The following is a 15,872-nucleotide window of genomic DNA, read 5'->3' as shown; positions in this document are numbered from 1 at the left end:
GGGGCTCCGCCCCCTGCCGCGGCGACGCAGCGATTCGTGTCGCCGACCGTGAGCGCGGTGCCTCATGGCGGTGACCTCGCCGATGCCGCCCGCCTCGCCGCGCCTCCCGAGGACGGCTGGCTCGACCTTTCCACCGGGATCAACCCGCACGCCTACCCTGCCGCGATCCCGCCCGAGGCGCTGACGCGGCTGCCGCAACGCAGTCGCCTCAACGCCCTCCTCGCCGCCGCCCGCACCGCCTACGCCGTGCCGCCCGGCGCGGGGATCGTCGCAGCGCCCGGAACGCAGGCCATCATCCAGTGGCTGCCGCGCCTCGTCCCCGCCGAACGCGTCACCGTCGTCGGCCCGACGTATGCCGAGCACGCCGCCGCCTGGCACCCGCACGCCGCGACCGCCGAGGCGGACGAGCTGCCGGCGGAGGGCCTCGCCGTCGTGGTGAACCCCAACAATCCGACCGGGCGCGTCCACGCCCCCGGTACGCTTCGGGCAGCCGCCACGCGTGACGCCCCGGACGGCGTGGCGCTGATCGTCGACGAGGCGTTCGGCGACCTCGCCCCCGAGGCGTCGATCGCAGGCGCGCCCGGGACCCTGGTGCTGAAGAGCTTCGGCAAGTTCTTCGGCCTCCCGGGCGTACGGCTCGGCTTCGCCATCGGCGCGCCGGACGTCATGGGCCGCCTGTCGGCAGCCCTCGGCTCCTGGGCCGTCAGCGGGCCGGCGATCGAGATCGGCGCCGCCGCGCTGGCCGACGCCGCGTGGATCGCCACCATGCGCCGCCAGCTCGCCGACGAACGGGCCGCGCTGGATGCGGTGCTGGGCGCGGCGGGCCTCACCGTCATCGGCGGCACCGACCTCTTCCGCCTCGTCGAATGCCGTGACGCCGCCGGCCTCCACCGCGCGCTCGCCCGCCACGGCATCTGGACGCGCCGCTTCGAGCACGCGCCGCGCTGGCTGCGCATCGGCCTCCCCGGCGCCGCGCTGCCCCGTCTCGCCGCCGCCCTCGAAGCCGTCACGCACGCATCCATCGCCACCCGGACCCCGTCATGAGCTTCGGCCCCGTCCCCTTCGCGCTCGCGTTCGACGCCATCCTCGGCGAGCCGGGCTGGGCCTGGTCGCGCGTCGGCCACCCCGTCACCTGGATGGGCAACCTCATCGACCGGCTGGACGGCCGCCTCAACCGCGGGCGGCGCGCGGACGGTGTCTTCGCCCTCCTCGTGCTCGTCACGGTGTTCGGCGGGGTCGCGGTGGTGATCGACGCGCTGATCGCCGACGGGCCGATCGGTCTCCTCATCGAGGCGGCGCTCGGGTCGACGCTGATCGCCTACCGCAGCCTGGTCCAGCACGTGAGGGCCGTCGTCCGCGCCGACGGGCTGAGCGACGCCCGGCGGGCCGTCGGGATGATCGTCGGGCGCGACACCAGCGCGATGGACGAGGGCGCCGTCTCGCGCGCCGCGCTGGAATCGCTGGGCGAGAACTGGTCGGACGGGGTCGTCGCCCCGGCCTTCTGGTTCGCGGTCGCCGGGCTCCCCGGCATCGTCATCTACAAGGCGATCAACACGGCCGACTCGATGATCGGGCATCGCACGCCCCGTTACGAGGCGTTCGGCTGGGCCGCCGCCCGCACCGACGACGCCGTCAACTTCATCCCCGCGCGCCTCGCCGCGGTGACGGTGGCGCTCGCCCATCCGCGTGTGTTCCGCCGCTGGGAGACGGTGACGGCCGGCGCGCGGGCGCACGTCTCGCCCAACGCCGGCTGGCCGGAGGCGGCGCTCGCGGTGGCGACGGGCGTCGAGCTCGGCGGCCCGAGGCAGTACGGCGTGCGCAGCGTCGACGGCGTGCGACTCAACGCGGGAGGGCGCGAGGCGCGGCGCGGCGACATCCGCCGCGGCGTCGAGATCATCGGCCGCGCCGCGCTGATCCACGGCGCGGTGTACGCTCTCCTCGCCCTAGCCCTCTGATCCCCGCCGCCGGGCGACGGCAAGCAGCGCCTCGACGTCCACCGCCGCCGCCACATGGTCGGCGAGCGCGTCGAGCGTGCGATCGATCCCCTCCTCGTAGGCGAGCGAGGACGCGACGCCGAACCTGCCCAGCACCGCCCGACGGAAATCATCGCTGCCGAAAAGGCCGTGCAGGTAGGCGCCGATCACCCGGCCGTCGGCGGACGAGGCCCCGTCGTCGCCCTCCGGGAGCCGCACCACCGGGCGCGCGCAGTCGGGACCGACGGTGCGGCCCATGTGGATCTGGTAGCCGCGCACCGGCACGTCCTCGAGGCCCGGCAGGGCGCAGACCCCCTCGCTCTGCCGCGTCACCTTGGGCGCCCTGATCTCCGTCTCGACGTCGAGGAGCCCAAGCCCCGGCGTCTCGCCCGGCGCCCCCTCGTGGCCCGCCGGATCGCGGATGCCACGGCCCAGGATCTGGTAGCCGCCGCACAGGCCGATCACCGCCCCGCCGCGGCGGACGTGCGCCGCGAGGTCGATGTGCCAGCCCGCCGCGACCAGCGCCTTCGCGTCGGCGATGGTCGACTTCGAGCCCGGCAGCACGACGAGGTCCGCCTCCGGCATCGGCTCGGCGAGGGAGGCGAGCGTGAAGGAGACGCCCGGCTCCAGCCGCAGCGGGTCGCAATCGTCGAAGTTGGAAATATGCGGCGTGCGCGGCATCACCACGCGGAGGCCCGCGCGCGGCGCGGCGGTCGGCAGGCCGAGCGTGTCCTCGGCCGGCAGCCGGTCGGCGTCCGCGAACCATGGCACGACGCCGAAGGAGCGCCAGCCCGTCCGCTCGGTAATCGCCACCACCCCGCCGTCGAAGAGGCGCACGTCGCCCCTGAACTTGTTGACGATATAGCCCGCCACCATCGCCCGGTCCGCCGGGTCGAGCACCGCCGCGGTGCCGACGAGGTTGGCGATCACCCCGCCCCGCGCGATGTCCGCCGCCAGCACGACGGGCACGTTCTCCGCCCTCGCGAACCCCATGTTGGCGATGTCATTCGCCCGCAGGTTAATCTCGGCGGGACTGCCGGCGCCCTCGACGATGACGATATCGGCGTCATCGGCAATGCGCGCGAAGCTTTCGCGCACGGCAGGCATAAGCTTTTCTTTGACCGACGCATAATTCGCCGCTGATGTGCTTTGCATCAGCCGGCCCTGCACGATCACCTGGGCCCCTGTTTCGGACTGTGGCTTCAAGAGCACAGGGTTAAGATGAACTGAAGGCTCGATTCCGGCCGCCCGCGCCTGCAACATTTGCGCCCGGCCGATCTCGCCGCCGTCCGGCGTGGCCGCGGCATTGTTGGACATGTTCTGTGATTTGAAGGGCTTAGCGATCAGGCCCTGCCGTTTGAGATGGCGGCACAGACCCGCGACCAGCAGCGATTTGCCGACATCCGAGCCCGTGCCCTGGATCATGATGGCAGGAGTGGGGCCTTGCCTTCCTGCAGCTTGCTTCATTTCCCATTCATCCGTCGGCACATTACTCGAGAGTGCCGCAAGGCGTTCGGATTCTGGCGGATCAGCTTGGAGTGGAGCATGAAAAAGATCCTTATTGCGGTGGCCCTGGCCGCCGGCCTGGCAGGGTGCAATGCCAACAACACGGGTGACCGTGCGCTGGTGGGCGGCGCTCTCGGCGCGGCGACCGGTGCGGGCGTCGCGGCGCTGACCGGTGCGAGCGCCGGTGGCGTGGTCGCCGGTTCGGTGATCGGCGGCGCGGGCGGTGCCGTGCTCGGCGCGGCGACGACGCCCCGCTGCGTGAACCAGTACAACCAGCCGGTGCAGTGCCCCTGACCGTCTGAACGGGTGATCGGGGCCGCGTGAGACCGTCCCGTCGTCGCAATCGCCGATGGCGCGGCCGTCCCCGACGACCCCCGACCCACGCTGCTGCCCGCGCGGCCGGACGAACCCGGCGTGCGGCACAGACCCTCGTGCGGCCGATGCCCGCGCTCGAATCGCCCGGAGCGGCACGCTCGCGCTAGAACTCGATCCCCTGTTGCGGCTTCACGCCGGACCGGAAGGGGTGCTTCACCTGCGTCATCTCGGTGACGAGGTCGGCGATCTCGATCAGCTCGTCCTTCGCGTTGCGGCCGGTGATGATGACGTGGACGTCGTCCGGCTTCTCGTCCCGCAGGAACGCCACGACCTCGGCGAGGTCGATGTAGTCGTAGCGCAGGACGATATTCAGCTCGTCCAGCAGCACCATGCGGAACTCGCCGGACGTGATCATCTCCTTGGCGATCTCCCACGCGGCCTTCGCCGCGGCGATGTCGCGCTGGCGGTCCTGCGTCTCCCAGGTGAACCCCTCGCCCATGCGCCTGACGGTGACGAGGTCGGCGAAGCGGTCGAGCACGGCCTTCTCGCCGGTCTCGATGCGGCCCTTGATGAACTGGACGACGCCCACCTTCATGCCGTGGCCGACGCCCCGCATGACCATCCCGAACGCCGCGGTCGACTTCCCCTTGCCCTTGCCGGTGTGGACGATGAGGAGACCCTTCTCGATCGTCTTGGAGGCGAGGATCTTGTCGCGCGCTTCCTTCTTCTTGCGCATCTTTTCCGCGTGACGGGCGTCGAGGTCGATTTCGTCCATGGCGTGCTCCGTCCGGCGAACGTGCCGGCTCGGCGGCACACTAACCGAAGACCCGCCGCAGTTGCGAGGTCTCGCCGCCCCGGACGCCCGGCGTCCCGTTCGGACGGCGAACCTTTCCGTCGGCGGCCTGGCGCTCAGCCGGCGGCCACGCTGAGGGGCATCCCCGCGTCCTCCTCGGCGAGCAGACGCTGCAGCGCCTCGAAGGGGATCGCCCTGGAGTAGTAGTGGCCCTGGATGTACCGGCCGCCGAGCTCGGTGATGAGACGGACCTGCTCCGCCGTCTCCGCCCCCTCCACGATGAGCCGCAGGCCGAGCGTGCGCGCCACCTCGATGATGCCGCGCAGCACCTTCTGCTTGGCGAGGTCGTGCTCGACGTTGATGACGAACCGGCGGTCGACCTTCAGCTCGGAAATCGGCAACGTCGAGATGTGCAGGAGCGAGGCGACGCCCGAGCCGAAGTCGTCCAGCGAGAAATTGATCCCCTTCCTGTTGGCCTCGTGGATCTCCTGCGCGAGGCGGCCGTGCGGGTCGTCGAAGACCACGCCTTCCGTGATCTCGATGGTGATCGGCGCGGCGTCGCGGCCGACCGCCTCGACGCGGCTGCCGATCCGCTTCAGGAAGCTGTCGCGCAGCAGCTCGCCGGCGGACGCGTTGACGGCGAGGGCGAGCTTGCGCTCCCTGCCGCGGTTGATCTGCGCGATCTCGACGATCGCCCGGTCCACCACCGCAAGGCCGATCTGGGCGCCGAGCTCGTGGTCGTCGAGGGCGCAGGAGAATTCCGTCGCCGTGCGCACCTCGTCCCCGTCGATCCACCGCGCCAGCGCCTCGACCCCGACGATGCGCCCGCTCGCGATGTCGACCTGCGGCTGATAGTGCGGGACGATCGCGCCGTCCCGGAGGGCCTTGCGGGCCGCCACCATGAGCTGCGCCCGCTCCTGCTGCGCCTGGCCGAAGCTCGGGTCGTAGAGCGCGAGGGCCGACCGCCGCTGCTCCTTCATGCGGTAGAGGGCGAGGTCCGCCGCGCACGTCAGGTCGTGCTCGTTGTCGCCGTGCTCCGGCGCCACCGCCGCCCCGGCCGAGAGGTTGACCAGCACCGTCTGCTCGTCCCAGCCGAGATGGATGTCGAGGTTGGAGCGGATCCGCTCCAGCACCGCGTCGAGCGCGCCGGGTGACTCGAGGTCCTCCAGCAGGATGGAGAACTCGTCGCCGCCGGTGCGCGCCACGGTGTCGTTGGTGCGCACCGTCTTCCGGAGGCGCTCGGCGACGAGGCACAGGAGGCGGTCGCCGGCGGCATGACCCAGCGTGTCGTTGACCTGCTTGAAGTCGTCGACGTCCACCAGCACGAGGCAGACGTCGTGCTTCGTGCGCCGGCGCCGGTCGAGCGCGGTGCGGAACCGGTCGGCGAACAGGGCCCGGTTGGGAAGGCGCGTCAGCGCGTCGTGGTTCGCGGTCCACCAGAGCCGCTCGTTGGCCTCGTGCGCGGCGGTGACGTCCTGCAGGACACCGGCGAGCCGGTCCGTCCCGTCGTCGTCGGCGTGCTGGCGCTGGGCGATGACGCGCACGGTCCGCTTGCGGCCCGAGGCAGTGCGGATCGGCATCGTCACGTCGAGCGGGTCGGACGTCACGGCCGCCGACAGGAGCAGCTTCTCGAGCTGCTTGTTGTAGGGGGCGATGAAGTAGTTCAGCGCGTCGCTGACGCTGGGCATCGGCTCGCCCGGCGAGCGGTCGTGGATGCGGAACATCTCGTCCGACCAGAACATCGCCCCGGAGACGAGATCGCACTCCCAGACGCCGATGTTGGCGGTCCGCTCCAGGTGGTCGAACATCATGATGTAGCGCTTGAGGTCGGAGCGGTAGCGCTGGGTCAGCGCGTTCTCCGCCACCTGGCGCCGGGCCGCCGTCACGAAATGCGCCACCCGGCGCGCCTCCAGCCCCGACGGCGGCACGAAGACGAGGAAGGCGAGGCGCCGCCCGCCGCCGACCATGGGCAGCACCAGGACCGCGTTCCACGGCGGCTCGAACGGCAGCGCGGCGCCGGTGAGGGGCAGGCCGACGCCATCGAGGTCGCCGACCTCCACCGTGTCGACGTCGCACGCCATGCGCACCACCTGCTCGCAGATCGACACCGCATCGTCGCTGCAGCCGATGACCGTCGGCGCGGGGGCGAGATCGACGAGGGCGACGGGACCGGAATCGAGGGCGAGCTGAGCCATCCCGGCGAGGTGATCGAAGGGCTGGGCACGGCCCAGCTTCGTCAGCGCCGCGTTGAAGTACTTCAACATGTCACCCGCCCCGGTGGCTCAACAGTCCGGGGAAAGGTACGCAGGCTCGCAGACCTCGGGCTTGCGTCGGCCCGGCTCACCCGCCGGCATCACCCTCCGGTGCGAGGGGCCCGTCCGTGGCGGCCCGGGGGTCGCCGGCCCCCGGTGCGGTCAGGTCCGGGGCGGCGCGCGGCGGACCGCTGCGGCGGATTGGGCGATCGGAACGCCGGTGCCCGAGGCGAGATAGCCGCCGTCGACGGACAGGGTCTGCCCGCTGACGTAGCCGGCGTCGGGGCTGGCGAAGAACGATACGGCGTTGGCGGTCTCGTCCTCCTCCCCGTACCGCGCCATCGGGATCGTGCGGGCATAGTCGGCACGCATCTCGGCGGTGTGGGAATCGCGGGACATCGGCGTGTCGACCGGGCCGGGCGAGACCGCGTTGGCGGTGATCCCGTACGGCCCAAGCTCCAGCGCGAGCTGCTTCATGAGGTGGATGCCGGCGGCCTTGGAGGTGCCGTACGCGGTGCGGCCGAACCCGGCGCGCATCCCGGCGATGGACGCGATCATGATGAAGCGGCCCGACAGGCCCTCGTTGACGAGGTCGCGCGCGGCGAGCTGGAAGACGGTGAACCCGCCCACGACGTTGACCTCGAACGACTTGGCGAACGAGGCGAGGTCCATGTCGAGGAACGGCGCGATCGGCGCGATCCCGGCGCAGTGGACGACGATCCCCACCGGGCCCATCTCGTCGCGCACGCGGCGGTAGGCGTCGACCAGCTCCACCGTGTTGGCGACGTCGCAGGTGATGCCGATCCCCTCCGGCAGCTCGCCCGCGCGCTCGGGCGTGTCCTTGCCGATGTCGATGATGGCGACGCGGTTGCCGTCCGCGGCGAGCCGCCGTGCGACGGCGAAGCCGAGAACCCCTGCCCCGCCGGTCACGAGCGCGGTGCGCGGCAGCACACCCGGGCGGATGTGCAGGGCCCCGTTGCCGATCATGCCGTCGCCTCCACAAGGTCCGACAGACCCGGCGCAAAGATGTCCATGGAGGTGTGGCCCGAAACGAACCGAGAATAGCAAGAATAGGCAAGCACGACGGCGACAGTTCCTCTCACATGTTCAAAAGACGGAGATCGTTGGCCGGAACGGAGACGTGGGCGGCGGCACCTCCTGCGCCGGCGGAGCCGATGACCCGGCTCGGAGTCTCCATCGGAATGTTCACGCCACCGTGAGCGTACAGCGTGAACGCGGTCAAGTTCTAAAGCCGTCTTAATGTCAAAGATGTGGCTTACAGTACCATGAGCGCCACCGCCCCGGCATAGATCAAAAGCAGCAACGCGCTCTCGAAGCCGATGTTGGCCACGCCGTGCTCTTCCCGGCGGATGAGGCCGAGCAGCAGAACCGCCGTCATCACCAGGCCCACCATGGCCCAGAAGAGGCTCCCCGCGCCGATCGCGTGGTAGATCGACCCGTCGCGGTAGGCGACATCGGCCGCCGACAGGAACAGGACGTCGAAGACGTTGCCGCCGATGATCCCGCCGACCGCGAGCTGCAGCGCCCCCTGGCGCACCGCGGCGACCGTGGTGACGAGCTCGGGCAGCGACGTCGCGGTCGCTGTCAGCAGCGTGCCCACCACCGTCTCGCCGAGGCCCGTCCGCTCGGCGATGACGATGCCGGTCCGCGCCACCATCATCCCCGCGCCGCCGATCGTCGCCGCCAGCGCCGCGAAGACGGCGAAGAGCTGCCAGAGCGGGCGGTGGTCGCCGTCGTCCTCCGGCTCGTCCCGCCGGGTGTGGCGCGTCACGATCGGCTGCCACATGGGATTGTCCCGGTCGCGCCCCGCCATCCTGAGGCCGGCGACGTAGGCGAACAGCAGCACCACCGTCGCCGGGTGGACGCCGAGCACCGTCACCGCCGGTGTGTGGACGGCGACGAGGGGGATCGCGAGCATCAGGATGAGGAGCGTCGACTGTGTGAGGTTGGCGGCGGAAGCTGCGGCATGCTCCAGGTTGGCGCGGCGGTAGACCATGTCCGCAATGGCGAGGAAGGCGGTCTGCGCCGCAATCCCGCCCAGCGCGTTCGAGGCGGCGAGGTCGACGTTGCCGTCGGCGGCGGCCACCACCGACGTCACCGTGCCGGGGATCGACGTCGTCGCGCCGAGGAGCACCGCCCCGGCGACGGCCTCCCCGAGGCGGGTCCGGTCGGCCAGTCTGTCGGCGATCCTGGAAAGGTACGAACCCGCGACGGCAATGACAGCAGCGGAAACGGCAAAGACGACGCACGCCGTCGTGACGGACAATTCCAACATGGAGTAGGAAGCGTGAGCTTGGGTCGCTGTTCCCTTGCCTTAATCAATTTGGCGGGCAGATCCCCCCAAGACCCCTCCGCGCCGGTATAGGTGCGGCAACGAAACGCAACGACGCTCGATCCGGCCGGCGCCATCGCGCGATGGTCCGGTCAGAACCCGGTCGAGCCCCATATGACGGAGGCCCCATGGCGATCGCCACCATCAACCCCGCGACCGGCGAAACGCTGAAGACGTTCGACGCGCACAGCGACGCCGACGTCGACGCCAGGATCGCGGCCGCCGACGCGGCATTCGCCGACTGGCGCCTCGTCCCCATCGCCGAGCGGCAGGCCATGCTCAACAAGGTCGCCGACATCCTCGACCGCGACCGCGACGAGCTCGCCCGCCTCGCCACCCTCGAGATGGGCAAGACCATCGCCTCCGCCCGCGCCGAGGTGGAGAAGTGCGCCTTCGTGTGCCGCCACTACGCCGAGAAGGCGTCCGATTACCTTGCCGACGAGATGATCTCGTCCAACGCCTCGAAGAGCTGGGTGAGCTACCAGCCGCTCGGCCCGGTGCTGGCGGTGATGCCCTGGAACTTCCCTTACTGGCAGGTCTTCCGCTTCGCCGCGCCGGCGACGGCGGCCGGCAACGTCGGGCTCCTGAAGCACGCCTCTAACGTGCCGCAGGTGGCGCTCGCCATCGAGGACATGTTCAAGGAGGCCGGCTATCCGAAGGGGATCTTCCAGACGCTCCTCATCGGCGGCTCCAAGGTCGAGCGCGTGCTGCGCGACGACCGGATCCAGGCCGCGACCCTCACCGGCTCCGAGCCCGCCGGCATGTCCGTCGGCAAGATCTGCGGCGAGGAGATCAAGCACGTCGTGCTGGAGCTCGGCGGCTCGGACCCGTTCGTCGTGATGCCGTCCGCGGACGTCGAGAAGGCGGCGAAGGTCGCGGTCGCGGCGCGCATGATCAACAACGGCCAGTCCTGCATCGCGGCGAAGCGCTTCATCGTCCACGCCGACATCTACGACAGCTTCGCCGAGAAGTTCGTCGCCGGCATGGAGGCCAACGTCCTCGGCGATCCGATGGACGAGGCGACCACGCTCGGCCCCCTCGCGACCGAGGCGATCCGCGGCGAGCTCGCCGAGCAGGTGAACACCTCCGTCAAGGAAGGCGCCAAGGTGCTGACCGGCGGCAAGGCGGCCTCCGGCAAGGGCTGGTTCTACGAGCCGACCGTGCTCGCCGACCTGCCGCCCGAGAGCCCGGCGCGCCGCGAGGAGATGTTCGGCCCCGCCGCGATGCTCTTCAAGGTCGGCTCCATCGACGAGGCGATCGGCGTCGCCAACGAGACGCGCTTCGGCCTCGGCTCGGCCGCCTTCACCAACGACGAGGCGGAGATCGCCCGCTTCGGCCGCGACCTCAACGCCGGCTGCGTGTTCGTGAACACGATGGTCGCCTCCGACCCGCGCCTGCCTTTCGGCGGCGTGAAGAAGTCCGGCGTCGGCCGCGAGCTGGCGGGACAGGGCATCCGCGAGTTCGTCAACGTGAAGACGATCGCCATCGCCTGATACGGCGAAGGGCCGGGGATCGCTCCCCGGCCCCTTTTCCTTCGAGCCCCGCCGGACCCGTCAGGCGGCGACGAAGTCCTTCATGCAGGCGTCGATCCACCGGTCGATGCGGGTGCGTTCGACGACCCCCATCAGGCTCCGGTACCGCTCGCGCCGCTCGCCCTTCGGCATCAGCCGCGCCGCCTCGATCGCCCGGGCCATCCCCTCGATGTCGGCCGGATCGACGATCAGCGCGTCCGTCATGTCCTCCGCCGCACCGGCGTACCTAGAGAGGATCAGCACGCCCGGATCGTTCGGGTCCTGCGCCGCGACGTACTCCTTGGCGACGAGGTTCATCCCGTCCGCCAGCGGCGTCACCATGGCGACGTCCGACCCGGCGAGGAGATGGGCGACCCCGACACGATCGACCGGACGCGTCAGCAGCGACAGCGGGCTCGCCGCGAAACCACCGAACTGGCCGATGATCCGCCCCGCGAGCCGCTCCACCTCCTGCCGCACCGCACCGTAGGCCGCGACGCCCTCGCGCGTCAGCGGCGCGATCTGGGTGAAGATCGTCGTCGCGGCGCGAGACGGATCGGCCCTCAGATAGCGCTCGAACGCGCGCAGGCGGTTGGGAATGCCCTTCGAATAGTCCAGCCGGTCGACGCCGATCAGCGTCAGGCGGTCCGCCGTCATCCTGAGGTAGGCGTCCACCTCGGGCGGGCGCGGCTTGGCGAGGCTGGCGCGGATCTCCTCCGGCTGCGTTCCGATCGGCTTGGCCGCGATGTGGACGGTCTCGCCGAAGGTGTCGACGCGGAATCCGCCGCGCGCGGTGCGGATGGCGCCCTCGCCGATCGCCGCCATGCACTCGGCGAGGCGGGCGGCGTCGCGGCGGGTCTGAACGCCGATGGTGTCGTAGGCCGCGAGCGCGCGCACGATTGTGCGCGCCTCGGGAAGGCGGCGGAAAATCTCCAGCGGCGGGAACGGGATGTGGAGGAAGAGGCCGATCGTGCCGTCGACGCCACGCTCGCGCAGCGCCTCGGCGAGGATCAGGAAATGATAGTCGTGCACCCAGATGATGTCGTTCGGCTGGGCGATGGCAGCCACCTGGTCGGCGAAGGCGGCGTTGACCTCGGTGTAGGCGGCAAAGTCGCCAGTCGTCCGTTCGACGAGCTCGGCGCGGCTGTGGAAAAGCGGCCACAGGACGCTGTTGGCGTAGCCCTCGTAGTAGCGGTGGAACGTGGTGGCCTCGATGTCGAGGAGGCCGAAGGTGATGTCGCCGTGCTTTTCCAGTTCAAGCTCGGCACCGGACTCGCCGTGATCGCCGGACCACCCGATCCACATGCCTTGCGCGCCTCGCAGCGCTTCCGAGAGAGCCTGGGCGAGACCGCCCGGCGACGCTCCCTTCGCGGGTCGGGAGACGCGGTTCGAGACCGCGATGAGACGCCCCTCGAGGACGGGGGGAGCCACGGGTTGCGCGGCCTTGTCCATCCGCGCCTGGTCGAGCCACAACATTGTTTATGCCCAACGCGTATCTGTTTGATTTCAAACCAAACGCGCAGAGTCAGGTTTTGGTTGCCTTCTTAATGTGCATTAAATTCCGAGGGCGCTTTTCCGTGCACTGGTGAGACTCTGGCGCGTTTCGTCGATCCCGGCCCACGGATCGCCCCCCGCGATTTCGCCCACATGGACCGGCTGCGACGTTTTGAGCCGGGCGAGATCGTCCCAGCTCACCGGCAGCGCGAACGGCGCCCCCTCGCGGGAGCGGGTCGAGTACGGCGCGACGGCGGACGACTTGGTGTCGTTGCGAAGGTAGTCGATGAAGATCCGCCCCTTGCGCTGCGCCTTCGCCATCTTGGTGAGGAACCGGTCGGGCTCGGCCGCGGCGAGCTTTTCGGCCAGCGCCCGCGTCCACGCCTTCGCCTCGTCCCATGGCGTGCGCCGCTCGATGGGGAGGACGACGTGGAGCCCCTTGCCGCCCGTCGTCTTCACGAACGAGAGGAGGTCCAGCTCCGCCAGCGCCTCGCGCACGGTGACGGCGGCGTCCTTCACCGCCTCGAAGTCGACGCCCTCGCCGGGATCGAGGTCGAAGACGAGCCGGTCCGGCCGGTCGGGCCGGTCGGCCCTGGCGCCGCGCAGGTGGATCTCCAGGACGCCGAGCTGGACGAGCTCCATGATGTCCCCGGGCGCGGTGACGACGATGGCGTCGCCGTCGTCCTCGCCGATGGGGCGGCGCATGCGGTCCGGCATGCCCTCCGGATGGCGCTGGAAGAAGCACTTCTTCGCGCGGCCCTGCGGACAGCGCACAAGCGTCAGCGGGCGGTCGATCACGTGGGGCAGCATCCGGTCCATGTAGGCCGCGTAGTGCGCCGCGAGCGCGGCCTTGGTGATGGCCTGCTCGGGGAAGAGCACCTTCTCCGGATGGCTGAGCGTGACGCCGTAGGTCTCCACGTCCCCCTCCCCGGTTGCCCGCCCCGCCTTCCGGGCGGCCGGCGCGGATCTCGCCTTCGCCGCCCCGGCCTTTGCCGCAACCGCCTTCGCCCTGACCGGCCCCGCCCCTCCGCCGGCCTCGGACCGGTCCACCTCGGTATCCGGGTGGTCCGACGGCAGCCCCACTTCGGCCGGATCCATGTCGATGAGGCCCTCGAACGTCGGGTGGCGCAATTGCCCGTCGTCGGTCATCGCGAGATAGCCGACCTCGGCGACGAGGTCCGGCCGCACGAAAAGGTTCCCCTTGCCTTCGAGCTTGCGCGCAAAGGGCGACGTCTTGCGCTCCCGCTCCTTCAGCGCGGCCAAGAGCGCGCGCGCCTCGTCCTGCCGGAAACCCGTGCCGACGCGCCCCACCGGGACCAGCTTGCCGTCCCGGTACGCCCCGAGGAGCAGCGCGCCGAGGCCGGCCGAACCGCCCTCCGTGTAGCCGCCGACGACGAACGGCGCCGTCCGGACCGCGCGGACCTTCACCCAAGCGTCGTGCCGGCCGGAGCGGTAGCGGCTGCCAGCGCGCTTGGCGATGATGCCTTCGAGGCCCTGCGCCTCCGCCTCCTCGTAGAGCGCCGCCTGCTTGCCCGGACCGACGTGGTCGCCATAGAGGATCGGCCCGTCGCGCCCGGCGAGCAGCGACTTCAGCCTGGCCTTGCGCTCCTCGATCGGCCGGTCGCGCCAGTCCTCGCCGTCGAGGAACAGGAGGTCGAAGGCGACGTACGCCGCGTGGATCGTACCGGCGGCGCGAAACGCCTTCTGGAGCTGGCCGAAGCTGGTCCGCCCGGCCTCGTCGAAGACGACGATCTCGCCGTCGAGCATGACGCCGCGCCCGGCGAGCGGCTGCGCGGCCTCGGCGATGGTGGGAAAACGGTGCGTCCAGTCCTGCTGGCTGCGGGTGAGGATGCTCACGGCCCCGTCCGCCGCGCGCAGGATGCCCCGATAGCCGTCGTACTTCACCTCGGCGAGCCAGTCCCCCTTCGGCGGCGCGGCGCGGGTGGCGCAGAGCGCGGGGGCGACGAACGCCGGCACCCCGCCGGACGACGCGGCGCCCGTCCCGCCTTTCGCGGACGACCGCGGCGCCTTGCGACGGACCGGTGCCTTGCCCTTGCCGGACGGGAGGTCGGCCTCGGGCTGGTCGTCCGCCGGGCGGTCGGAGTGCCACACGCTGCCGGACTCCGCGATCGCCGACATGGTGCGGCCGGAGGCGACGCTCCTGTCGTACGCCTCGGTGACCTCGCCATCCTCGTCCGCCTCCTCGTCGCGGACCTTGATGAGGAGCCATTGCGGCGGGCGCCCCTTCTCGGCGTGCATCCGCTGGAGATGCCAGCGGCCCTTCAGGCGTTCGCCGAAGAGGTCGAACGTCAGGGACCCGGCCTTCAGTCCCTCCTCGGCGTCCTTGCCGTCGGCCATCGCCCAGGTGCCGCGGTCCCACAGCATGACGGTGCCGCCGCCATATTCGCCCTCGGGGATCGCCCCCTCGAAGCCGCCGTAGGCGAGCGGATGGTCCTCCGTCTCCACCGCGAGGCGCTTCTGTCCCGGATCGCGGCTCGGCCCCTTCGTGACGGCCCAGGATTTCAGGACACCGTCGAACTCGAGGCGGAAGTCGTAGTGGAGGCGCCGCGCGTCGTGCTTCTGCACCACGAAGGTCAGCACGCCGGACGCGGGCGCGGCGTCGCCGGGCGGCGGCTCCGGCGTGATGGCGAAGTCGCGCTTCTCGCGGTAGCGCTGCAGGCTCCCGGCCACCTACGCGCTCTTCTTCTGCCGTGTGGTGGCGGTCTTGCCGGTGGTCCGGCGCGCCGTGGTGCCGGACGCCTTCGCCGCGGAAGACGCCGACGCGGCCTTGGACGATTTCGCGCCCGCGCTCTTCGAGGAGGAGGCTTTCGACGGGGACTTGGCGCTCGCCTTGCGCGTCGACTTCCGGTTGGAGTTCGCTGCCGAACCCTCCTTGCTCTCGAGGCTCGCCTTCAGCGCGTCCATCAGGTTGATGACGTTGGAACCCTTGCCCTTCGCCGGCTTCGGCGGCTCGACCTTCTTGCCCTTCAGCTTGGACTCGATCAGCGCCTTCAGCGCCTGCTGGTAGTGGTCGACGAAGGTGTTCGGATCGAACGCGCCCGAGCGCGCCTCGATCAGCGATTCGGCCATCTCCACCTGATCCCTGGAGACGCTCACGTCCTCGATGTCCTCGAAGTAGGTGTTCGATTCGCGCACCTCGTCGGCAAAGCGCAGCGTCTCGAGGAGCATGCCCTCGCCGCAGGGCTGGATGGCGACGACGCGCTCGCGCTTGGCGAGCACGATCTGCCCCAGCGCCACCTTCTTCGACGCCCGCAGCGCGTCGCGGATGGTCACGAACGCCTCGGCCGCGATGTCGCCGTCGGGGGCGACGAAATAGGGCTTGTCGAAATAGATCGGGTCGATGTCGTCGAGTCTGACGAAACGGGACAGGTCGATCGTGTGCTTCGACTCCACCTCGATGGCGTCGAGCTCCTCCTCCGTCACCGGCACGTACTTGTCGCGATCGTACTCGTAGCCCATCACGATGTCGTCGCGGTCGACCGGCCCCTCGTCGGGGACGACGTTCTGGATGCGCACGCGCTCGTGCGTCTCCTTGTGGATGCGGTGGAGCGAGATGCGCTCGGTCGACGTCGTGGCCGCGTAGAGGCGCACGGGGAACGAGACCAGCGCGAGGCGGATGTGACCCTTCCAGTAGGCGCGCGGTGCCATCGCCGC

Annotated in this window: 12 protein-coding genes; 4 read left to right on the top strand and 8 right to left on the bottom strand. The window is 70.6% G+C overall.

Translation table 11 applies throughout. From position 1 onward, the window contains the following. Nucleotides 1-36 precede the first annotated feature (36 nt). Nucleotides 37-1,044, top strand: a complete 1,008-nt coding sequence (cobD, locus tag DLJ53_RS14410; RefSeq protein WP_244935078.1) for a threonine-phosphate decarboxylase CobD — start codon at nucleotides 37-39, stop codon at nucleotides 1,042-1,044. Next, nucleotides 1,041-1,955: an adenosylcobinamide-phosphate synthase CbiB gene (gene cbiB / locus DLJ53_RS14405; RefSeq protein ID WP_111346405.1), complete on the top strand. Its 915-nt coding sequence runs from the start codon at nucleotides 1,041-1,043 to the stop codon at nucleotides 1,953-1,955. The genes cobD and cbiB overlap by 4 nt, the downstream gene beginning before the upstream one ends. Here the strand turns inward: cbiB and DLJ53_RS14400 are convergent. Further along, nucleotides 1,944-3,440: a cobyric acid synthase gene (locus DLJ53_RS14400; RefSeq protein ID WP_202913172.1), complete on the bottom strand. Its 1,497-nt coding sequence runs from the start codon at nucleotides 3,438-3,440 to the stop codon at nucleotides 1,944-1,946. The genes cbiB and DLJ53_RS14400 overlap by 12 nt on opposite strands. 78 nt (nucleotides 3,441-3,518) lie before the next feature. On the opposite strand from DLJ53_RS14400, the gene DLJ53_RS14395 reads away from it, so the two are divergent. Beyond that, a complete protein-coding gene (locus DLJ53_RS14395; protein WP_111346401.1) occupies nucleotides 3,519-3,773 on the top strand; it encodes a bacteriocin in 255 nt (84 codons plus the stop codon). 184 nt (nucleotides 3,774-3,957) lie between these two features. Here DLJ53_RS14395 and cobO read toward each other — a convergent pair whose 3' ends face one another. From cobO to DLJ53_RS14375, 4 genes are all read right to left on the bottom strand, one after another. Continuing rightward, a complete protein-coding gene (gene cobO / locus DLJ53_RS14390; RefSeq protein ID WP_111346399.1) occupies nucleotides 3,958-4,569 on the bottom strand; it encodes a cob(I)yrinic acid a,c-diamide adenosyltransferase in 612 nt (203 codons plus the stop codon). Nucleotides 4,570-4,703: 134 nt separating this feature from the next. Then, nucleotides 4,704-6,851, bottom strand: coding sequence for a putative bifunctional diguanylate cyclase/phosphodiesterase (locus tag DLJ53_RS14385; protein ID WP_111346397.1), 2,148 nt, complete (start codon nucleotides 6,849-6,851; stop codon nucleotides 4,704-4,706). A 150-nt stretch (nucleotides 6,852-7,001) separates the two neighbouring features. Then, nucleotides 7,002-7,826 (bottom strand): SDR family NAD(P)-dependent oxidoreductase, encoded by an 825-nt coding sequence (locus DLJ53_RS14380; protein WP_111346395.1) that lies wholly within the window; start codon nucleotides 7,824-7,826, stop codon nucleotides 7,002-7,004. A gap of 289 nt (nucleotides 7,827-8,115) precedes the next feature. Then, on the bottom strand, nucleotides 8,116-9,135 hold the full coding sequence (locus DLJ53_RS14375) for a sodium:calcium antiporter (RefSeq protein ID WP_111346393.1): 1,020 nt from the start codon (nucleotides 9,133-9,135) through the stop codon (nucleotides 8,116-8,118). A gap of 185 nt (nucleotides 9,136-9,320) precedes the next feature. Here DLJ53_RS14375 and DLJ53_RS14370 point away from each other — a divergent pair, with 185 nt between their 5' ends. After that, entirely contained in the window at nucleotides 9,321-10,685 is a 1,365-nt protein-coding gene (locus tag DLJ53_RS14370; RefSeq protein WP_111346391.1) for an NAD-dependent succinate-semialdehyde dehydrogenase, read from the top strand. 60 nt (nucleotides 10,686-10,745) lie between these two features. Here DLJ53_RS14370 and DLJ53_RS14365 read toward each other — a convergent pair whose 3' ends face one another. The 3 genes from DLJ53_RS14365 to ku form a co-directional block, all read right to left on the bottom strand. Then, entirely contained in the window at nucleotides 10,746-12,179 is a 1,434-nt protein-coding gene (locus DLJ53_RS14365) for an alpha,alpha-trehalose-phosphate synthase (UDP-forming) (protein WP_111346389.1), read from the bottom strand. 78 nt (nucleotides 12,180-12,257) lie between these two features. Next, nucleotides 12,258-14,888 (bottom strand): DNA ligase D, encoded by a 2,631-nt coding sequence (gene ligD / locus DLJ53_RS14360; protein WP_111346387.1) that lies wholly within the window; start codon nucleotides 14,886-14,888, stop codon nucleotides 12,258-12,260. Then, nucleotides 14,889-15,866, bottom strand: coding sequence for a non-homologous end joining protein Ku (gene ku, locus DLJ53_RS14355; RefSeq protein WP_111346385.1), 978 nt, complete (start codon nucleotides 15,864-15,866; stop codon nucleotides 14,889-14,891). Nucleotides 15,867-15,872 lie beyond the last annotated feature (6 nt).

The organism is Acuticoccus sediminis, from assembly GCF_003258595.1.
Taxonomy (GTDB): domain Bacteria; phylum Pseudomonadota; class Alphaproteobacteria; order Rhizobiales; family Amorphaceae; genus Acuticoccus; species Acuticoccus sediminis.
The sequence above is the reverse complement of the archived record's forward strand: the minus strand, read 5'-3'. Positions and strand labels throughout refer to the sequence as shown.

Bases quoted from the DNA above. Each gene is read 5' to 3' on its own strand.
- cbiB (WP_111346405.1), top strand. From the start codon at position 1,041: ATGAGCTTCGGCCCCGTCCCCTTCGCGCTCGCGTTCGACGCCATCCTC.
- DLJ53_RS14400 (WP_202913172.1), bottom strand. From the start codon at position 3,440: ATGAAGCAAGCTGCAGGAAGGCAAGGCCCCACTCCTGCCATCATGATC.
- DLJ53_RS14395 (WP_111346401.1), top strand. From the start codon at position 3,519: ATGAAAAAGATCCTTATTGCGGTGGCCCTGGCCGCCGGCCTGGCAGGG.
- cobO (WP_111346399.1), bottom strand. From the start codon at position 4,569: ATGGACGAAATCGACCTCGACGCCCGTCACGCGGAAAAGATGCGCAAG.
- DLJ53_RS14385 (WP_111346397.1), bottom strand. From the start codon at position 6,851: ATGTTGAAGTACTTCAACGCGGCGCTGACGAAGCTGGGCCGTGCCCAG.
- DLJ53_RS14380 (WP_111346395.1), bottom strand. From the start codon at position 7,826: ATGATCGGCAACGGGGCCCTGCACATCCGCCCGGGTGTGCTGCCGCGC.
- DLJ53_RS14375 (WP_111346393.1), bottom strand. From the start codon at position 9,135: ATGTTGGAATTGTCCGTCACGACGGCGTGCGTCGTCTTTGCCGTTTCC.
- DLJ53_RS14370 (WP_111346391.1), top strand. From the start codon at position 9,321: ATGGCGATCGCCACCATCAACCCCGCGACCGGCGAAACGCTGAAGACG.
- DLJ53_RS14365 (WP_111346389.1), bottom strand. From the start codon at position 12,179: ATGTTGTGGCTCGACCAGGCGCGGATGGACAAGGCCGCGCAACCCGTG.
- ku (WP_111346385.1), bottom strand. From the start codon at position 15,866: ATGGCACCGCGCGCCTACTGGAAGGGTCACATCCGCCTCGCGCTGGTC.